Annotated in this window: 18 protein-coding genes and 1 tRNA gene; 13 read left to right on the forward strand and 6 right to left on the reverse strand. The window is 64.3% G+C overall.

Translation table 11 applies throughout. The annotated features are described in order from the left end of the window. Positions 1-13: 13 nt before the first annotated feature. Positions 14-505 (reverse strand): hypothetical protein, encoded by a 492-nt coding sequence (locus IVB26_RS34905; protein ID WP_247969469.1) that lies wholly within the window; start codon positions 503-505, stop codon positions 14-16. A 201-nt stretch (positions 506-706) separates the two neighbouring features. On the opposite strand from IVB26_RS34905, the gene IVB26_RS34910 reads away from it, so the two are divergent. Further along, positions 707-988, forward strand: a complete 282-nt coding sequence (locus tag IVB26_RS34910; RefSeq protein ID WP_247969470.1) for a PsiF family protein — start codon at positions 707-709, stop codon at positions 986-988. 99 nt (positions 989-1,087) lie between these two features. Continuing rightward, positions 1,088-2,176, forward strand: coding sequence for an AbrB family transcriptional regulator (locus IVB26_RS34915; RefSeq protein ID WP_247969471.1), 1,089 nt, complete (start codon positions 1,088-1,090; stop codon positions 2,174-2,176). Between the two features lie 120 nt (positions 2,177-2,296). Here the strand turns inward: IVB26_RS34915 and IVB26_RS34920 are convergent, their stop codons facing one another. Further along, entirely contained in the window at positions 2,297-2,836 is a 540-nt protein-coding gene (locus tag IVB26_RS34920; protein WP_247969472.1) for a disulfide bond formation protein B, read from the reverse strand. Positions 2,837-2,993: 157 nt separating this feature from the next. On the opposite strand from IVB26_RS34920, the gene IVB26_RS34925 reads away from it, so the two are divergent. The 6 genes from IVB26_RS34925 to IVB26_RS34950 all read left to right on the forward strand — a co-directional run bounded on the left by IVB26_RS34925 (position 2,994) and on the right by IVB26_RS34950 (position 9,312). Further along, positions 2,994-3,078, forward strand: a tRNA-Leu gene (locus IVB26_RS34925). 192 nt (positions 3,079-3,270) lie between these two features. Further along, on the forward strand, positions 3,271-3,573 hold the full coding sequence (locus tag IVB26_RS34930; RefSeq protein WP_247969473.1) for a hypothetical protein: 303 nt from the start codon (positions 3,271-3,273) through the stop codon (positions 3,571-3,573). A gap of 864 nt (positions 3,574-4,437) precedes the next feature. Beyond that, the gene (locus tag IVB26_RS34935) at positions 4,438-4,665 is read left to right on the forward strand and encodes a hypothetical protein (RefSeq protein WP_247969474.1); all 228 of its coding nucleotides are present in this window, start codon (positions 4,438-4,440) and stop codon (positions 4,663-4,665) included. 668 nt (positions 4,666-5,333) lie between these two features. Beyond that, the gene (locus IVB26_RS34940; RefSeq protein ID WP_247969475.1) at positions 5,334-6,311 is read left to right on the forward strand and encodes an ABC transporter substrate-binding protein; all 978 of its coding nucleotides are present in this window, start codon (positions 5,334-5,336) and stop codon (positions 6,309-6,311) included. Positions 6,312-6,697: 386 nt separating this feature from the next. Next, positions 6,698-7,381, forward strand: coding sequence for a response regulator transcription factor (locus tag IVB26_RS34945; RefSeq protein WP_247973349.1), 684 nt, complete (start codon positions 6,698-6,700; stop codon positions 7,379-7,381). After that, entirely contained in the window at positions 7,378-9,312 is a 1,935-nt protein-coding gene (locus tag IVB26_RS34950) for a sensor histidine kinase (RefSeq protein ID WP_247969476.1), read from the forward strand. The genes IVB26_RS34945 and IVB26_RS34950 overlap by 4 nt, the downstream gene beginning before the upstream one ends. A 134-nt stretch (positions 9,313-9,446) precedes the next feature. On the opposite strand, the gene IVB26_RS34955 is transcribed toward IVB26_RS34950, so the two are convergent. After that, positions 9,447-9,731: a hypothetical protein gene (locus IVB26_RS34955; protein ID WP_247969477.1), complete on the reverse strand. Its 285-nt coding sequence runs from the start codon at positions 9,729-9,731 to the stop codon at positions 9,447-9,449. A 237-nt stretch (positions 9,732-9,968) separates the two neighbouring features. Between IVB26_RS34955 and IVB26_RS34960 the strand changes: the two genes are divergently transcribed. Further along, on the forward strand, positions 9,969-10,193 hold the full coding sequence (locus IVB26_RS34960; RefSeq protein WP_246919075.1) for a cysteine rich repeat-containing protein: 225 nt from the start codon (positions 9,969-9,971) through the stop codon (positions 10,191-10,193). 64 nt (positions 10,194-10,257) lie between these two features. Here IVB26_RS34960 and IVB26_RS34965 read toward each other — a convergent pair whose 3' ends face one another. Beyond that, entirely contained in the window at positions 10,258-10,680 is a 423-nt protein-coding gene (locus IVB26_RS34965) for a GFA family protein (RefSeq protein ID WP_247969478.1), read from the reverse strand. Positions 10,681-10,905: 225 nt separating this feature from the next. Further along, positions 10,906-11,694 (reverse strand): methanethiol S-methyltransferase, encoded by a 789-nt coding sequence (mddA, locus tag IVB26_RS34970; RefSeq protein WP_247969479.1) that lies wholly within the window; start codon positions 11,692-11,694, stop codon positions 10,906-10,908. Positions 11,695-11,828: 134 nt separating this feature from the next. On the opposite strand from mddA, the gene IVB26_RS34975 reads away from it, so the two are divergent. Continuing rightward, entirely contained in the window at positions 11,829-13,376 is a 1,548-nt protein-coding gene (locus IVB26_RS34975) for a winged helix-turn-helix domain-containing tetratricopeptide repeat protein (RefSeq protein ID WP_247969480.1), read from the forward strand. Positions 13,377-13,394: 18 nt separating this feature from the next. Here IVB26_RS34975 and irr read toward each other — a convergent pair whose 3' ends face one another. Beyond that, positions 13,395-13,883: a Fur family transcriptional regulator Irr gene (gene irr, locus IVB26_RS34980; protein WP_247969481.1), complete on the reverse strand. Its 489-nt coding sequence runs from the start codon at positions 13,881-13,883 to the stop codon at positions 13,395-13,397. Positions 13,884-14,334: 451 nt separating this feature from the next. Between irr and IVB26_RS34985 the strand changes: the two genes are divergently transcribed. From IVB26_RS34985 to IVB26_RS34995, 3 genes are all read left to right on the forward strand, one after another. Beyond that, entirely contained in the window at positions 14,335-15,885 is a 1,551-nt protein-coding gene (locus IVB26_RS34985; protein ID WP_247969482.1) for an ABC transporter substrate-binding protein, read from the forward strand. 197 nt (positions 15,886-16,082) lie between these two features. Beyond that, positions 16,083-17,054: an ABC transporter permease gene (locus IVB26_RS34990; RefSeq protein WP_247969483.1), complete on the forward strand. Its 972-nt coding sequence runs from the start codon at positions 16,083-16,085 to the stop codon at positions 17,052-17,054. After that, positions 17,051-17,890: an ABC transporter permease gene (locus IVB26_RS34995; RefSeq protein ID WP_247006098.1), complete on the forward strand. Its 840-nt coding sequence runs from the start codon at positions 17,051-17,053 to the stop codon at positions 17,888-17,890. Before IVB26_RS34990 ends, IVB26_RS34995 begins: the two co-directional genes overlap by 4 nt. Positions 17,891-17,892 lie beyond the last annotated feature (2 nt).

Here is a 17,892-nt window from a genome sequence, read left to right on the forward strand (position 1 = left end):
GTTAGGTCGGAGCTCAGGCGGCGCCCTTCAGCTTCTTGGTGCATTCGCTGTAATAGCCGCCGCCCTTCTGTATCCACTTCAAGCCGCCGTTGCCGTTGGTGGTCTTGTTGGCGTTGTACTGGTCGACGCAGGTGTGCAGGCGGGCCTTGCCGGCGGTCTCCTTGGCATATTTCGGATCGACCGCGTTCGGATAGATCGCCGGACCGGCCGGCAGCGTCGGCATGGCGGCGGGGGCAGCCTCCTTCTTCGCCTGCTTCGGCTCGGCGGGAGCTGCGGGCGCAGCCGGAGCCGCCGCAGTAGGCGCAGCCGCAGGCGTTGCGTCAGCACCGCACTGAGCTTTGCGGAAATCATTCCACTTCATGGTACCGAGCGAGCCGTCCTTCTTGGCCGCCTGATATTTCGCGCTGCATTCCTGCGAGGTCAGCGCCTGCGCCGGCGCGCTCGCCATGAATGCGACGACGCCCGACGCTGCAATCACGCACAACAATTTCGATTGAATGGTCATCCTTGGTCCTCCTCCTTGGTCTTCCTCGACGGAAGTGAAACGAAGATTGCTATCCTAGCGTGCCGGTCGCCCGCGACAAGGATGCGATGCGTTGCGCCGGCAAAATATAGTGATCCCGTCGTTCTCATCATTCATGTCGCGTTCAGCAACGCAGGCCGACGGTCCCAGCCCTTCGCAATTCTCGCAAGCAGAGTGCAACACATGACCTTCACGTCCCGCCTCGCCGCCGTCGCTCTCGCCTCCCTGCTCCTCAGCGGCACTGCCTTCGCACAGACCGCCGCGCCGGCAACCAAGCCCGATGCAGCCGCCATTGCCGACAGGAAGGCGCCGAAGGAGCGTTCGGCGGAATCGCTCGAATGCTCCAAGCAGGCGGACGCCAAGGGATTGAAGGGCAAGGAGCGCAAGAAATTCCGCCGCGAGTGCAAGAAGGAAGCGAGGGCTGGCACCGCGGCGCCCGCCGCCCCTGCCGCCGACAAGAAGTAAGTCCGCCGCGATCCTCCATTTGCATCAGACAGAGGCGCACGCATTGCGGCATGACGAGCCTGCAATTGTGCGCCTCTCGCTGATTTGCGATAAGGTGGCGTGAAGCAAATCACCGCCTCCCCGCCGTTCGAATGGCTCAGCCGCGCCAAGCTCTTGAGCGCGGCGGAGACGCTCGTCATCGGCACCGCCGGAGGCCTGTTGTTTCTGCTCGCCGGCCTTCCCGGCGGGCTGATCTCGGGCTCGATGATCGCGGTCGGGATCGCCGCAATCGCCGGCCGCCAATTGTCGCTGCCGCCGCTCCTGACCCAGACTGTGCTGGTGCTGCTCGGCATTTCGCTGGGCTCGGTGGTCTCGCGCCATCTGCTTCAACAGGTCGGCGCCTACCCGCTCACCATCGGCCTGCTTGCGCTCGCAACCTTCTGCTCGACCTTCGGCTCGAGCTATTATCTCCAGCGCGTCCATGGCTGGGACCGCACCTCGGCCTTCCTTGCCGGCAGTCCCGGCGCGCTGTCGCAGATCACGATTCTGGCGGTCGAGCGCGGCGCCGACCTGCCGGGCATCGCGGTGGTGCAGACCATGCGCGTCATCATCCTCACCGCGGCACTGCCGATGGTGCTGGCGATCGCGGGCGTCGCCCCCTCCGCCGCGCCGTCGCTGACGACCGCAACGATCGCCTCGCCGCTCGACCTTGTCGAGCTGGCCGCCGCCTCGCTGGCCATGGCGCTGCTCTTGCGGCTGATCAAGTTTCCGGCGAGCTGGATGTTCGGCGCCATGATCGCCTCCAGCGTGCTGCATGGCGCCGGCTGGGTCGAGGGCGGCCTGCCGGACTGGGTCCGCGGCGTGGCGCTGATCGGGATCGGCGCGCTGATCGGCAGCCGTTTCGCGCGGATGCGGATCAAGACGCTCGCGGGCCACATCAACGCGGCGCTGGGCTCGTTCACCGTGGCGATCGCCGTCTCCGCCATTTTCGTCGGCATCGTCGCGCTGACCACGCAGGTGAAGTTCTCCGACGTCGTCGTCGCCTTCGCGCCGGGAGCGATGGACGCCATGCTGGCGCTGGCGCTGACCTTGCACATCGACCCGATCTTCGTCGGCGCTCACCACCTGTCGCGCTTCGTGTTCGTGACGATCGCGACGCCGGGCATCGTGCATCTGTTCGGACGCACCCAGGACGACGTGGACGATTGAAGGAGCGCGGCTCGCGTCGCGAACTCCGCTCTCGGTGGGTGGGCAAAGGCGCAATTGCGCCGTGCCCACCATTCAGAGGTGGTGGGCACGCTGCGCTTTGCTCACCCTACGACAGGTTGCCTAGCGCTTCGCCGTCCGCATAAATCCCCACGCCGCGATCGCAGCCATGAGCAGCGAGATAAGCACGTTGTAGCCGGCGAGCGAGAGGCCGAGGAAGCGCCACTGCACCTCGTCGCAGCGCACCACCTTCACGGTGTCGAGCTTTGAAAAGAGATCGCCGGCGTTGCCGAGGTTGACGACGGGACCGGTGCAATCGGTCGGCCCCTTCCAAAACCCCCATTCGACGCCGGAATGGTAGGCGCCGAGACCGGCATTTGCGAGCGTCGCCAGCGCGAGGATCGCGAGCCCGGCCAGCAACAGCGGCCGCGGCGCGCCGGCTCGTGCCGCGATCGCCGTGAGCGCCCCGAGCGGGATCGCGAGGTAATAGGCGTAGCGCTGCTCCAGGCAGAGCGGGCAGGGCAGGATCTCCAGCACGAGCTGGAAGAACCAGGCGCCCGCGATGGTCGCAGCCGCGATCAGCGTGACGAGCAGCGAGGCCGTCAGCGCGGAGCCGCCGGCAGCCGGCTTGAACGCAGGTATCGCGGCACTCTGGGTCGTCACGGCAGCCTCTTTCCGATGGGTCGCGCCCTTAAGCCTCTAGCTCCGGTCCATGCGGCTGTCGAGAACGGGCGGGATCACTTTGGCGCGGGTTGACCCCGCTTTGTCCATGGCTATAGTCCGCCGGCTTCGCGACGCTCCCTTCAAGGGCCGACCGAGGGCCCCTGTGGCGGAACTGGTAGACGCGCTCGACTCAAAATCGAGTTCCGCAAGGAGTGCTGGTTCGATTCCGGCCAGGGGCACCAGCCTTCGCTGCTTCGCAGCTACGGCTAGGCAAGCCAGGCGCAATTCCATCCATGCGAAGCGGCGAAGGCTGTCGTGCCGGAGCCTTGGCGAAGGCGGACCGGCTCAACACACTCGCTCTCCTCCTCCTCTAGCCATCCCCGCCTCCTCCCTGTATAAACCGGTAGCTTCTTCCGTAACTCGAAGGAGCTCATATGAACGACCTGCACGCGTGGCTTTCGCAACAGCACCACGGTTTGCGGACCTTCCAGACCTTTCAGCAGAAGCTCGAGACGCTCGGCCGGCGCGATCCCGCCCAGCGCGGCCTGTGCCGCCTGCTCAGCAATGTCGTCGGCAGCTATGTCGAGGCCTTTGACGAAGCTCCGCTGCCGGTCGAGGTCGCCGACGGCGCCTATCATCGCCTGCTGACGCTGGTCGAAAGCCTCGATCTGCACGGAGACGCCGCTCGCCGCCTCACCGACATCAACCGCGTGGCGACCTGCGAATTGTGGCGCTGACCGGCACGACCAGCGCGCACATTTCAGTTTTCAAACAACGAGACACGCCGCTACAGCCTCGCGGCGCATGACGCCCAAGTCTTGTGCTCCTCTCGACGCCCCTTCCGTGGAAAGGGCGCAGGGAAGGCCGGGCGCCGGCTGGCACCCGCGGTCCGCTGTGCGCAAATTGCGCGAAAACAAATGCACAGCGGCATACAGGGCAGCCTGGACATCCCGGCCTTTCCCTGCGCAGTGGCTTTACGGCTTATGGCGTGCTCTCCCCGGGGAGCGATGCACTATTGCCCCCGTCGCCTTGCGGATGACTGGTGCGCGTGCCCGGTCGGGCCGCTTCACCACCGCAAGCCTTGACGCACAGACCCCGGGCGTCAGGACGACACGCTTTTGCCGTACGCGGACCGCACCGGTCGTGTGCGCGCCAGTCAACCGCTCACGGGCCAAACCCGCCCTGCGATTGCTGGCGCGCCGATGCGCTCCACGTCCACCGCCACCCCGCCCGCGTATCGTGACGATCGCGAAACGCCCCTTATCCATGGGCCGGGATGACGACGCATATACGCCATTTCCGAATTTCGGTCAACCAGAATCTTGGCGCGCGAAACGGCGCGCGCTCGGACAGATCGTTCCGGTTGAGAACAGCTTCTGTAGCCCAATAGATTCATTCTTGCCTTACGCGTATCCACAGCGTCATTGCGAACGCAGCGAAGCGATCCAGGAATGCATCCACGGAGGTAGCCTGGATTGCTTCGTCGCAAGAGCTCCTCGCAATGACGAGGAGGAGAGATTACAAGCTTCCGGAGGCGTTCACCTTCGCCGCGCCAATCCCTATATCCTGTGGCAACAGATGTGATGCAGCGGACAGCTTTGATGGCCAGGACACGCACGACGGACACCGACGACCTCCCCCGCTACTTCGTCTGGGTGCGGGGCCTGGAAGGGCCCGAGCCGCAGAAATGGACGGCCATGGACTTCGGTGTCGGCGATTGGAAGCGGCCGCTCGTGCTGGCCTATCTGGAGCTGCCGCAGGACGAACGGCGGTTGACATTGTCGGCGCTGGCCCGGCGCTATCCGCCGCCGCGGGTTGATCTCTCATGAGCCGGTCTAGGGTGTACTCATAAACATCCGCTCCGCCAGGCAAAGCGGAAGTCGCCCGCTTAAGCGCTACTGTGCAGCCGCCGCGGCCAGTATACTTCCGTATGATCCACTTGCCGAACCAATGGAGTAACGTCCCTCCGACTTTGATGGGGACTTTATATGGATCTGTTTCGCGCGGAGAAGATCGGAGAAGTCGAAAACAATTCGGCTCGAAAATGTCGGGTCTGCGACAAGCAACTACAGCTGGTTCGCACGATACTGAACATGGAAACCGGTAACCTCATACACCTGTTCGAATGCGAATGCGGCGATCGCATCTGGAACGACTGAGGGCGCCTCAGGTGACCGCCTCTTTCAGTTCAAAAGATGCTGAGCAGATGGCTAGTGTTGATGCGCCGACATCTCCAGCAAGATAGGTCGAGGAGCATTGACATAACGGCGCTCGATCACAACGGCGGCGACCATCCGGCACCGCCGTTTCAGCAACAGCCTTTGGCTTTTTGAAGCAAGCGACTTCCGAAAGTGGCCCATCGGCGAAGGCGGGAATCAGGGAAGCCGAACGCTCCAATCACCTCCCGCGCCGCGACCTTCTTTCACGGGTACGGACGGAGAAATGCGAGTAACGTGCCGTCGCGGGCCGTAAAACGCACTTTCAGGAGGACCGTCGCATGATCGATAGACGAAGCCTCGTCACAGGCGCGATTATCATTATGCTCGAGCCGCGATTGGCTCGTGCGCAGCGATCAGGAAAGTTATCGCGAGTTGTTTTCTTTTCGGTCGCGGCTGGTCCGAACCCTCTTGCGGATTCGTTCGGGCGAGGATTGAAGGAGCTGGGTTATAGTGAGGGACACAACCTTTCGATCCAGTATCGTTGGATGGCTGGTCATGAGAGCCAGTACGACGAGGTAGCGCGCGAGTTGGCCGAAAGTCAGCTGGACGTGATTGTCACAGCGGGCCATCCTCTGGCTGTTGCCGCCAAGAAGGCGACAGCACAGACACCAATCGTCGCGCTTGCAGTTGTCAATCCCGTGGGAAGTGGCTTAGCTGCAAGCATCTCCCATCCCGGTGGCAACTTGACGGGCTTTTCCTTGGAGGTCACGCCCGAAACGAACGCAAAAATGCTTCAGCTTTTGCACGAGGCAGCTCCTAAAATCACTCGAATTGGTGTGCTTTGGAATTCTGCAAATCCTGGCAGCCGTTTCTACCTCGAGGCGGTGGAGCAAGCAGCACAATCGGAAGGGCTTACCCTCAATGCTTACGATGTACGCCGAGCGGAGGACATCGATGGTGTTTTCCGTTCGCTTCGCGGAAATGTTGAAGGACTCATTGTGTTCCCGGAGGGGCTCCTTTGGACGTATCGCCGCAAGATCGTTGACGCTTCGCGGGAAGCACAACTAGCGACGATCTTTGGTTATCGCGATGCTGCCGAAATGGGAGCGCTGATGAGCTACGGCCCCGATCTCGTCGATCTCTTCAAGAGAGGCGCAGCTTACGTAGATAAGATCATCAAAGGCGCCAAAGCTGCGGAGCTTCCGATTCAACAGCCGGCAAAATTTGAGTTGGTGATCAATGTGAAGACGGCTAATGCCTTGCACGTTGGTGTACCTCCAACGTTGCTCGCCCGCGCGGATGCGGTGATCGAATAAGCGCGTTAGTCCCGGTGTATGTGCCCCCAGGCGACCCTTAGCTGCCGCTCTTTTTCTGCGTCCGACGTCGGCTTGCGGGGTACCAACGGACCCCAGGTCGAGTACGGCCGCAAGGCCCGCACGTGGCCTAACTCGGACCACGTGGCCCAACTCGGACGTTGTGAGCTGCGGTAACGGGCCGGTGTCAGAGGCAGAGCGGACCGGTCGGCGCCCTGAGCGCCGCGCGGAGCACGGATTCCAGCTTAGGTGCGACCCCACAACCGTCTACCCGCGCTGACGCGGGACCAAGTCATCGCCGCCCCCATGATTATGGGTGTCACGGCATCCGCACTGCGGTTAAACTTGCCTTTGCACCGCGGGGGACACGCGGGTGCGGGACCATGATCATGACCGAACAGGGCGAGACGGGTGACACCATCACCATCCTCCTCGTCGAGGACGACGCACCGACCTGCTGGCGGCTGCAGGATGCGCTGGTCAAGGCCGGCTACGAGGTGCGCAGCGCCGGCACGCTCAGTGAAGCCCGTGCCGCCCTCGCCGGCGGCGCGCCGCGCGTGCTGCTGACCGACCTGCGGCTGCCCGACGGCCACGGCGTCGAGCTGATCCGCGAGATGAGGCAGCGCTTTCCCGACACCGAGATCATGGTGATCTCGGCACTCGGGGACGAGGAAAGCGTGATCTCCGCGATCACGGTCGGCGCCACCGGTTATCTGCTCAAGGACGCCTTCCCCACCGACATCGCCACCACCGTGCGCGATCTCGTCGCCGGCCATTCGCCGATCTCGGCCTCGATCGCGCGCTTCATCGTGCGCAGAACGCAAGGTACCGCGCAGAATTCGGCCGAGCCGCCGCCCGGCCCCGCGCTCAACACGGCCAGGCTGACACCGCGGGAGATCGATATCCTCTGGGGCATCGCAAAAGGCTTCAGCTATGCCGAGATCGCCAGCCATCTCGGCCTGTCCAAGCAGACCGTGCCAGGCCATATCAAGAACATCTATCGCAAGCTCGAGGTGCATACGCGCAGCGAAGCGGTATTCGAGGCGGTGCAGCAGGGCCTGATCAAGCTGTGAGCGAGATCGCGGCCAAGGCACCTACGAAGGCACCCACGCGCCCGCGGCGCCGACTGATCGCCTCGCGCCTCGTGCCCTATCTGCTGCTGCAGGCCCTGATCGTGATCGCCACCGTTCTCGGGCTGCGGCTGCTGCAGCCGAGCGACCCCGACGATTTTGCGCTGAGCGGATTTTCACTGCGGGAAGATGGCGTGACGACCCCCGTGACGCTGCCGCATTTCACGGCTTCGCGCTATTCGCTGGCCGATCCGCCGCTCTACACCGGCACCTTCACGTTCCGTCGCGGCGATGCGGCGTCGGGATGGTCGGTCTACCTTCCGCGCTTCAGCAACGCGGTGGAGGTCGCAGTCGACGGCGTCGTCGTGCTCGACTCCCGGCGCGATGCCAATGCCAACCGGCCCGACCGCAACACGCCGCAGATCGCCGCCGTTCCCGCCTCGCTGCTGCGTGAGGGCACCAACGAGATCACGGTGCGGCTGTTCGTTTGGGGACCGTTGAAGGGCTTTCTCGACACGGTGTATGTCGGACCGGACGCGGCCTTGCGCCCGGCCTATGAGACGCGCACGCTGCTGTTCGTCACCCTGCCCGTGGTGTTCTCGGCCTGGCAGTCGATCCTGGCCGTCATCCTCGCGATCATGTGGCTGATGCGGCGTCATGAGCCGGTCTACGGCGTGCTGGCGGCCGCGATGGTGCTCGGCGTGGTGCAGGCGTTCGCACCCCCGCCGGTCCCGCCGGCCGCCACGTCACGGCTGGCCGCCGTGCTGCTGGCGTCCGCCCCGACAGAGAGTGCGCTGATCGTCGTCTTCGGCGTGCTGTTTTTCGGCTGGCGCTGGCCACGCTACGCCACGCTGCTGTTCCTGCCGGGAATTGTCGTGTTCGTGGTCGGGCTGATCGGAGGCCCGCCGCTGCCGCGAATCCTTTTTCTGGTGCTCGGCATCCCCACGGTCGGAATTTGCCTGGTCCTGATGGCCTGCATCACGGCAACGGCGGTGGTGCGGCGGCAGGACGCCGCGAGCTTCACGATCGGCTGCGCGGTGACCATCGTGCTGGTCTGCTGGATCCAGGACATGCTTAACGTGCTCGAGATCGTGAGCAACGATCGCATCTTCGTCTCGCGCCTGTCCTATTCGGCGATGCTGGTCGCGATCGGCGCCGGGCTGACCTGGCGCTTTGCCCGCGCGTTGAACCAGGTCGACAGCTTTGCCGGCCAGCTCGTGACGCGCGTGCGCGAAGCCGAGGAGCGGCTGAAGGCGAGCTTTGCCCGCGAGGAGGAGCGCGCGCGCGCCGCCGCACTCGCCAACGAGCGCACGCGCCTGATGCGTGACCTGCATGACGGCCTCGGCGGCCAACTCGTCAGCATCGTCGCGCTCTCCGAGCGTGGCCATGAGGGCGCGACCATCACCGACGCCGCCCGTGCCGCGCTGAAGGATCTGCGTCTCGTCATCGATTCCATGGACGACATCGGGGGCGACCTGATGCTCGCCCTCGGCTCCTGGCGCGAACGCGCGAGCGCGCAATTGCGGCCGCACGACATCACGCTCGACTGGCGCGTGGCGACGCCGCAGGGCCTGCCGCTGCATCCCGAGCTCAGGCCATGGCACGTCATCCAGATCGTGCGCATCCTCGACGAGGCCGTGACCAATGCGGTCAAGCACGCCGAGGCCCGCCACATCGCGGTCACCATCGACACGCTGGACGGCGACCAGGGGCCGTACGGCGTGATCAGCGTGACCGACGACGGCCATGGCTTTGCGGTGAGCGATAATGGCGAGGCCGCGCGCACGGGCCAGACCGCGCGCGGCTTGCGCAACATGAGAAACCGCGCCGCGCGCTGCGGCGCGATGCTCGATCTGAGTTCCGACACCTCCGGGACGCGGGTGCGGCTGCAATTGCCGCAGTGTTTTCCCGACAGCGACATGGCTGCGGGCTGAAAAGCCCCCTCTCCGAACGTGTGGGACGCACGGAGAGAGGGAACGGGCCTGGTGTTTTGCCGGCGGAGAACGGGGGCTCGTCCGCAGGGCGCCTGGGCCCGAAGCGATGCAATCAATTCAATCGAATGGAAATATCAGCGCACGCCGACGCGATTGACCGGACCGCCGCGATTCATCGGTGTTCCCGCGCGCACGCCGACACCGGGCGCGCCGACGCCGGGCGTCGCGACCGCCGCCCTCGCGACCGGCGCTCCCACCACCACCGCCGCAGTCGGACGCACCACGCAGCCCTTGGGCACGCCGACCGTCTTGCAATAGACCACCGCCTGCGCCGGGCTCGTGCCCAGCGACACCATCGCCGCGCCCGCCAGCGCCATGACCGTCAGCCCTGCGCTGAGCGCTCCAGCTCTCTTCGACATCCTTTGCTCTCCTGCTTCCGTTCGGCGTCCCGATGCAATCACCGGATTTCGCAGCCGAGGTGCAGCCTCAATGGCAAAAGACGGCGCGCGGATACATGCCATGAAGATGGGGGATGCCGCGACCGCGGGGCCGCGCCGATGCCATGAACATGGCATGGACCCATGACCGGCCTTCGCGGAATGGTCCGGCCCGATTGGTCCCTGTCGGGACCAACGCCGATTCCAAGGAGGTGTTTTATGAAGATTTCAGCTCTTGCCGCGCTGCTGCTCACGGCCGCCGCCCTGCCCGCTGCCGCGCAATCCGGTCCGTCGCCCCAGGAGCAAATGGCCTGCCGCGGCGATGCCAGCAAATTCTGCGCCGAACATATCGGCAAGCCGCCGCAGATGAACGCCTGCCTGCGCGAGAACAAGTCGAAGCTCTCGGACTCCTGCCGCAAGGTCGTCGAATCGCGCGGCGGCTGATCTTTCTTCCTTCCTTGGGAGAACGATGAGAGGGCGGCGCTCTGCCGCCCTCCTAAACGCGCCACTACTCCTGCATCATCTCGCCGCTGCCGCCGAACTCGGCCGGGAAATCCTTCAGCTTGGGCAGGCCATCACGCATCGGCAGCACGGTCTCGGCATAGTTGACGTGAACACCGGGCGCGAATGCGAGCGTGGGGATGGTGGCGGTGAAGACGTCGACCAGGTCGAGCGGCGGATGGTTGGTCATGAGATGGCCGCCGCACTTCCCGCAAAATTTGCGCTGGCTGAGCGGCGTCTTGGCAAACGTCTCGACATTCTCCGCGCCTTCGGTGATGCGCACCGCCTCGGGCTTCCACAGGCTGAAGGCGTTGACCGGGCCGCCCGACCAGGAGCGGCAGGAGCGGCAATGGCAATAGCCCATCGCCTCCGGTGCGCCCGTGACCTCGATCGTCACCGCGCCACAGAAGCAGTTTCCGACATGTTTCATTTGGTCGTCTCCGTTTGATGAAGGGGAGAAATCCTCTCCCCGCCCCCGTTCCACGATATCTCGGGAAGGCGGGATGCGGGGAGAGGTGTCGGGATGAAGGGGGAGATCACCCCAAGGAACTTTGAGAGGGACGTTGAGGGGACGGACGCGTGCGATCCTCGCGTACCTCACTCGGCGCGGTCACGCGTCCTCCTTTCAAAGGACGCGCGCGGTGCTGCGCCGAGGTTAGAGTGACCGGCGCCAGGGAATAAGCATCGACACCCGTTGTTTGTACTGCCGGTACTCGTCACCGAAGAGCGCGACGAGGTCGTGCTCCTCCAGCGCGATGCCGACGAAGATGTAGAGCGTGGTGACGACCGCGAACAGCATATGGCCCGCGGTCATGGTCGGCGCCGCCCAGAACGCAATGATGAAACCGAGATAAATCGGATGGCGGACGAAATTGTAGAGCAGCGGCGTCTTGAAGCGCGGCGGCGTCATCTCCTTCCCGACCAGATGGTTGGTCACCTGGTGCAATCCGAACAATTCGAAATGGTTGATGATGAAGGTCGAGGTGAACACCAGCACCCAGCCGGCGAAGGACAGCGTGACGATCATCACGGCAAGATCCGGATTCTCGACGTTCCATATGACCGCAGGCAACGGACGCCACTGCCAGAACAGGAGCAGCAATGACAGGCTCGCCAGCAGCACATAGGTGCTTCGCTCGACCGGCTTGGGGACGAACTGCGTCCACCAGGCCTTGAACTGCTGGCGGGCCATCACGCTGTGCTGGACCGCGAACAGCGACATCAGCAGGAGATTGATGATGATGGCTTCAGTCGCCGGCGTGTCGGTTCCGGTGTCGATCGTCTTCGGCACCGCCAGCCCCATGACGAAGCCGATGGCGTAGAGAATGGTGACGAAAAACACGAGATACGCCGCAATTCCGTACAGAAATGCGATGAACTTGAAAATGCGAGAGCCCGTAACCTCCGGGCCGATCGAATGAACCTGGTGATCAAGTTGGGTCATAAACAGCTCCGTTGTGCCAAAACGCCGGCACTTCATTGGTCGCTGCACCCTGCCGCATCGGTGGCCCCAAGACTTTCGCAGACGGTTGATTTTCGCCTGAGACGACTTTGATTTTTGCTTGAGACGACAGAAACGTGCGATTTCGCTTTGAAAACAGCGTGCTCGACGGCGACCTGCGGGAACTCACCTGCGGCGGGGCAGCCGTACCGTTGCAGCCGCAAGTGTTCGATCTCTTGCTCTATCTCGTCGTGCAACGCACGCGAGTGGTCAGCAAGGATGACCTGATCAGCCGGATCTGGAGCGATCGGGTCATCTCGGATTCCGCGCTGAACAGCCGGATCAATGCCGCCCGCAAGGCGATTGGCGACGACGGCGCGACCCAGCGGCTGATCAAGACCATCCCGCGCAAGGGCTTTCGCTTCGTCGGCGACGTCCGGGAAGAAATGGCAGCGTCGATCGCACCAGTCGAAGCCGGGCCCGCTCCCCCGCGCGTCGCGGACCGCCCGGCGGTCGCCGTGCTCGCCTTCGAGAACATGAGCGGCGATCCCGCGCAGGATTATTTCGGCGACGGGATCAGCGAGGACATCCTCACGGCGCTGTCGAAACAACGCTGGTTCATGGTGATCGCCCGCAACTCGTCCTTCACCTACAAGGGACGCGCGGTCCACATCAGGCAGATCGCCGAAGAACTCGGCGTCCGCTACGTCGTCGAAGGCAGCGTGCGCAAGGCGAACAACCGGGTGCGCATCACCGCGCAGGTCAACGATGCCGCATCGGGCGGCCATCTGTGGGCCGAGCGCTATGACCGCGATCTGGTCGACGTCTTCGCCGTCCAGGACGAGATCACCAACGCGATCGTGGCGGCGATCGAGCCGCAGATCCATGCAGCAGAGAATTTCCGCGCCGATCGCAAGCCACCGTCGAGCCTCGATGCATGGGATCTGTTGATGCGGGCGCTATCGCACTACTGGCGCGTGACCCGGCGTGATCACGAGGCCGCGCGGGCCCTGCTCGAAGGCGCGATCGGGATTGATCCGAACTACGGCCGGGCGCTGTCGGTGCTGGCGGCAAACCACATGCTCGGCGTGCATCTCGGCTGGGCCGAGCTCGCCGCGGTGGCGCCGGTGGCGGAAGCCGCCGCACTGGCCGCGCTGCGCTGCGACCATGAGGATGCCTGGGCGCATGTCGCGCTCGGCAGCGTCTGCTTCTCGACACGCCGGCTTGCGGACGCGCTATCCGAGTTCGAGCAGGCGCTCGCGCTCAATCCGAACTTCTCGCTGGCGCAAGGCTATTACGCGCTGGCGCTGTCCTATGCCGGACGGCCGAAGGATTCGTTCGAGGCCGCCCAAAGGGCGATCCGGCTGTCACCGCGCGATCCGTCGCTGGCGATCTATCAGGGCATCGCCGGCTATGCGCGCTTCACCGAACGCCAATACGACGAGGCCATCGCGCTCGCGCGCGAGGCGATCCGCCATCGCGGCGATCTCACCGGCGCCTACCGCGTGCTCGCGGTCTCTGCCGGCATGACGGGCGACGACATGCTTGCGGAGACGGCGCTGGGCGAGCTCCGGCGCACTCAGCCGGACATCTCGCTGCACTGGATCGCGACAAAGCTGCCATGGGCCAATGACGCCGATCGCGAGCACTATCTGGAGGGATTTCGGCGCGCGGGGTTGCGTTAGACGACAGTCATGCGGTCCCTACGCCGTCCGCTTGCGGCGCAGGTGGACGATGACGTCGAGCCGCGCGATCTCGTGCCCGGGAAGCGCCTCGGGGATCTTGGTGAAGGCAAGACTGTCGGCAACGTCGACCAGCACATCCTCGCCTTCGAGATAGAAGTGCGGGTGCACGGATGTGTCGGTGTCGAAGAACGACTTGATGCCGTCGGCCGCGATCCGGCGGAGCAGGCCGGCCTCGGTGAACTGGTTCAGCGTGTTGTAGACGGTCGCGAGCGACAGATACGCGTTCGCCGCCATCGCCTCTTCATAGAGGCTCTCTGCGGTGACATGCCGATGGCCGCCCAGGAACAGCAATTGGCCGAGCGCGAGGCGCTGACGCGTCGGGCGCAGGCCGGCATTGCCCAGCAATTGCAGGCAGTGCTGCACGCCCGCGTCCGGCGGGTGCTCGTGGCCGGCGACATCAGGTCCGCACTCGTCATCCACAGGGATATTCGTGGCCTGGATGTCCATCGATTGTCTCACGCGTCTCACGGCTCAAGGGAGCAAGACACGCCGTTTCGGGTCCCGCCAGTTGCCATTCGATCGCAAAAGCGGCGGCTCGGCTTTGATCCGGATCAAATCCGCAGCGCAGCCGCCTCTGACCTATCGCAAGGCGGTCCGGTTTATTCCGCGTGGCGCAAGAGGGCTCCGACTACCGTCCCGCGACGCTGTGTCGCTAGTCTCACTGGCCGTGTCGGCCAACGACCGACATCATGGCTCGCCCGGCAATAAGAGGCCGATCCATCAAAACAGGACGCGCTGTACATTTTTTGTGCGAGCCCTGTCGCGACTTTCATCTTGCGGCGCCGAACGGGACTGTGTGAGCCTCGATATCGGATGGGGACTGGGATGGGCCGGCCGTCGCTTTGCGCGCGAGGACGTTGCGGAGCGTTCACGGCCGGTCGCTTGAGAAAGATACGACATGCCAAAACGAGTTTTGCTTGGTCTCCTCCTGGCTTGCGGCCTCACGGCCCCGGCACTGGCGCAAGAGCCGAAAACGGGGGGCGTGGTCAATGCCGTGATCCAACCCGAGCCGCCCGGCCTGATGCTCGCGCTGGTCCAGAACGGCCCGACCCAGATGGTGTCGGGCAATATCTTCGAGGGGCTGCTGCGCTACAGCCCCAAGCTCGAACCGCAGCCGGAGCTCGCCGAGAGCTGGAGCGTCAGCGAGGACGCCAAGACCTACAGCTTCAAGCTCAGGAAGGGCGTGACCTGGCACGACGGCAAGCCCTTCACCGCCGCCGACGTGCTGTTCTCGGTCGAGATGCTGAAGCAGACCCACGCGCGCGCCCGCAACAACCTCGCGCAGGTCGACAAGGTCGAGGCGCCCGACGACTACACTGTCGTATTCACCCTGAAGCAGCCGTTCGGCCCGTTCCTCGGCATCTTCGAGGTCGGATCGATGCCGATGGTGCCGAAGCATCTCTACGAAGGCACCGACTTCAAGACCAATCCCTACAACAACGCGCCCATCGGCACCGGCCCCTTCATGTTCAGGGAGTGGCAGAAGGGTTCGTTCATCCGCCTGGTCAAGAACCCGAACTATCATGAGAAGGGCAAGCCCTATCTCGACGAGATCTATTGGCAGATCATTCCCGACGCCGCTGCGCGCTCGGTGGCGTATGAGACCGGCAAGGTCGATGTGCTGCCCGGCGGCTCGGTCGAGAACTTCGACGTGCCGCGGCTGTCCAAGCTGAAGGACACTTGCGTCACCGGCACCGGTTGGGAGTTCTTCTCGCCGCTGGCCTGGCTGTGGCTCAACAACCGCCAGGGCCCGCTCGCCGACAAGCGGGTGCGGCAGGCGGTCATGTATGCGATCGACCGCGATTTCGCCAAGGACGTGATCTGGAACGGGCTCGGCAAGGTCGCAACCGGCCCGTCCGCCTCCACCATCAAATACTACACCGACGACGTGAAGAAATATCCGTACGATCCGGCCAAGGCCAAGGCGCTGCTGAAGGAAGCCGGTTACAAGGGCGAGAAGATCCGCCTGCTGCCGCTCGCCTATGGAGAGACCTGGCAGCGTTGGGGCGAAGCGGTGAAGCAGAACCTGATGGACGTCGGCATCAACATCGAGACCATCGCCACGGACGTTGCCGGCGGCAACCAGAAGATCGGCGATTGGGATTACGACATCGCCTTCACCTATCTCTACCAGTACGGCGACCCCGCCCTCGGCGTCGGCCGCAACTACGTCTCCAGCGCCATCGCCAAGGGCCAGGTGTTCAACAATGTCGAGGGTTACTCCAACCCGGAGATCGACAAGCTGTTCGCCGACGGCGCGGTCGCAACCCCGGACTCCAAGCGCAAGGAGATCTACGAGCAGGCGCAGAAGATCCTGGTCGAGGACGTGCCGGTGGCCTGGATGCTCGAGCTACAATTCCCGACCATCACGCGCTGCAAGGTCAAGAACCTGATCACCACGGGGATCGGCGTCAATGACGGCTTCAAGGACGCATGGCTCGAGAAGTGAGGGCGGGCGCTCCGAACTCCGCTTACTCTCCCGCTTGCGGGAGAGGTCGACGCGCTCGCAGAGCGCGGCGGGAGAGGGCTTTCTCCTCTTGGCGTCCTCTCTGCGGAAATACCCTCTCCCCTGCCCTCTCCCGCAAGCGGGAGAGGGAGCGCACCGTGATTGTCGCTGCGTTCAACCTGATCTGATCGCCATCTAAGATGCTCTCCTTCGTCGCTCAACGTATCCTCAAGGGCGTGATCGTCCTGCTTGCGATCGTCGTCCTCAATTTCTTCCTGATCCGGCTTGCGCCGGGCGATCCCGCTGTCGTGATGGCGGGCGAGGCCGGGGCCAGTGACCAGGTCTTCGTCAAGCAGCTCCGGGAAAAGTTCGGCCTAGACAAGCCGCTGCCCGAGCAGCTTTTCATCTACGTCAAGGGCGTCGTGACGCTCGACCTCGGCTTCTCCTTCCGCCAGCAGGCACCGGTCGCAAAGCTGATCGGCGAACGGCTGCCGGCGACGCTGCTGCTGACGCTGACGGCATTCGCGATCTCTCTCGCGCTCGGCATTCTGTTCGGCACCTTCGCCGCGCGCTTTGCCGGGACCTTTCTCGACACGGCCATCACCGTGTTCGCGCTGATCTTCTATGCCATGCCGCTGTTCTGGGTGGCGCTGATGGGCATCCTGCTGTTTTCGGTCACCATGGATTGGTTGCCGAGTTTTGGTTACGAGACGGTCGGTGCCAACCTCACCGGCTTCGCCCATGCGGTCGATGTCGCAAAGCACCTGATCATGCCGGCGATGACGCTCGGGCTGTTCTTCATGGCGACCTACACCCGCATGACGCGCGCCTCGATGCTGGAGGTGAAGCGGCTCGACTTCGTCAAGACGGCGCGGGCCAAAGGCCTCTCGGACGCCGTGATCCAGCGCCGCCACGTGCTGCGCAACGCGCTGCTGCCGGTCGTGACGCTGGCCGGCGTGCATTCCGGCACGCTGATCGGCGGTGCCGTCATCACGGAGACCGTGTTCGCCTGGCCCGGCATCGGGCGCCTGATGTACGACGCCCTGCTCCAGCGCGACTACAATCTGCTGCTCGGCGTCTTCGTGATCTGCTCCGCCATGGTGCTGATCTTCAACCTCATCACCGACCTGGTCTACCGACTGGTCGATCCACGCATCGAATTCGCCTCATGAAACAGTTCTGGAAATCGATGCTGAAGAGCCCGAGCGGCGTCATCGGGCTCGTCATCCTGGTGCTCGCGATCTCGGTCGCATTGTTCGGGCCGATGCTGTTCCCGAACTCGCCCTGGCGCATGGTGCAGCGCCCGTTCCTGCCGCCGTTCACACTCTCGACGGTGCCGCTCGGCACCGACGCGCTCGGTCGCGACGTGTTCGCCGGCATGATTTTTGGCGCACGCGTCTCGCTGCTGGTGGGCCTCGTCTCCACGCTGGTGGCGCTAATCGTCGGCATGCCGATCGGCGCCATGGCGGGCTATTTCGGCGGCAGGGTCGATGACGCCCTGATGCGCTTCACCGAGTTCTTCCAGACCATTCCGAGCTTCGCGCTCGCGATCGTGCTGGTCGCGATCCTGCAGCCTTCGATCTATTCGATCGTGACCTCGATCGCGCTGGTGAGCTGGCCGCCGGTTGCCCGGCTCGTGCGCGGCGAGGTGCTGTCGCTGCGCACGCGCGAGTATGTCCAGGCCGCCGTGGTTACCGGGCAGTCGCACACCTGGATCATCCTGCGCGAGATCCTGCCCAACGCGCTGTCACCGGTGATCGTGCTGGCCTCGCTGATGGTGGCGACCGCGATCCTGCTGGAATCCTCGCTGTCCTTCCTCGGCCTCGGCGATCCCAATCTGATCTCCTGGGGCTACATGGTCGGCGCCGGCCGCACCGTGATCCGTCAGGCCTGGTGGATCACCGTGTTTCCCGGCGTCGCCATCCTGATCTCCGTGCTCGGATTGAACCTGATCGGCGAAGGCCTCAACGACGCGCTCAATCCGCGCCTGTCGCGGGAGGGACGCTGACG

The sequence above is a fragment of the Bradyrhizobium sp. 195 genome, assembly GCF_023101665.1.
In the GTDB taxonomy this organism is placed as follows: domain Bacteria; phylum Pseudomonadota; class Alphaproteobacteria; order Rhizobiales; family Xanthobacteraceae; genus Bradyrhizobium.

Coding starts and splice junctions, on each gene's coding strand:
- IVB26_RS34990 (WP_247969483.1), top strand. CDS start 16,083: ATGCTCTCCTTCGTCGCTCAACGTATCCTCAAGGGCGTGATCGTCCTG.
- irr (WP_247969481.1), bottom strand. CDS start 13,883: ATGGACATCCAGGCCACGAATATCCCTGTGGATGACGAGTGCGGACCT.
- IVB26_RS34935 (WP_247969474.1), top strand. CDS start 4,438: ATGGCCAGGACACGCACGACGGACACCGACGACCTCCCCCGCTACTTC.
- IVB26_RS34960 (WP_246919075.1), top strand. CDS start 9,969: ATGAAGATTTCAGCTCTTGCCGCGCTGCTGCTCACGGCCGCCGCCCTG.
- IVB26_RS34930 (WP_247969473.1), top strand. CDS start 3,271: ATGAACGACCTGCACGCGTGGCTTTCGCAACAGCACCACGGTTTGCGG.
- IVB26_RS34910 (WP_247969470.1), top strand. CDS start 707: ATGACCTTCACGTCCCGCCTCGCCGCCGTCGCTCTCGCCTCCCTGCTC.
- IVB26_RS34985 (WP_247969482.1), top strand. CDS start 14,335: ATGCCAAAACGAGTTTTGCTTGGTCTCCTCCTGGCTTGCGGCCTCACG.
- IVB26_RS34995 (WP_247006098.1), top strand. CDS start 17,051: ATGAAACAGTTCTGGAAATCGATGCTGAAGAGCCCGAGCGGCGTCATC.
- mddA (WP_247969479.1), bottom strand. CDS start 11,694: ATGACCCAACTTGATCACCAGGTTCATTCGATCGGCCCGGAGGTTACG.
- IVB26_RS34965 (WP_247969478.1), bottom strand. CDS start 10,680: ATGAAACATGTCGGAAACTGCTTCTGTGGCGCGGTGACGATCGAGGTC.
- IVB26_RS34955 (WP_247969477.1), bottom strand. CDS start 9,731: ATGTCGAAGAGAGCTGGAGCGCTCAGCGCAGGGCTGACGGTCATGGCG.
- IVB26_RS34945 (WP_247973349.1), top strand. CDS start 6,698: ATGACCGAACAGGGCGAGACGGGTGACACCATCACCATCCTCCTCGTC.
- IVB26_RS34940 (WP_247969475.1), top strand. CDS start 5,334: ATGATCGATAGACGAAGCCTCGTCACAGGCGCGATTATCATTATGCTC.
- IVB26_RS34905 (WP_247969469.1), bottom strand. CDS start 505: ATGACCATTCAATCGAAATTGTTGTGCGTGATTGCAGCGTCGGGCGTC.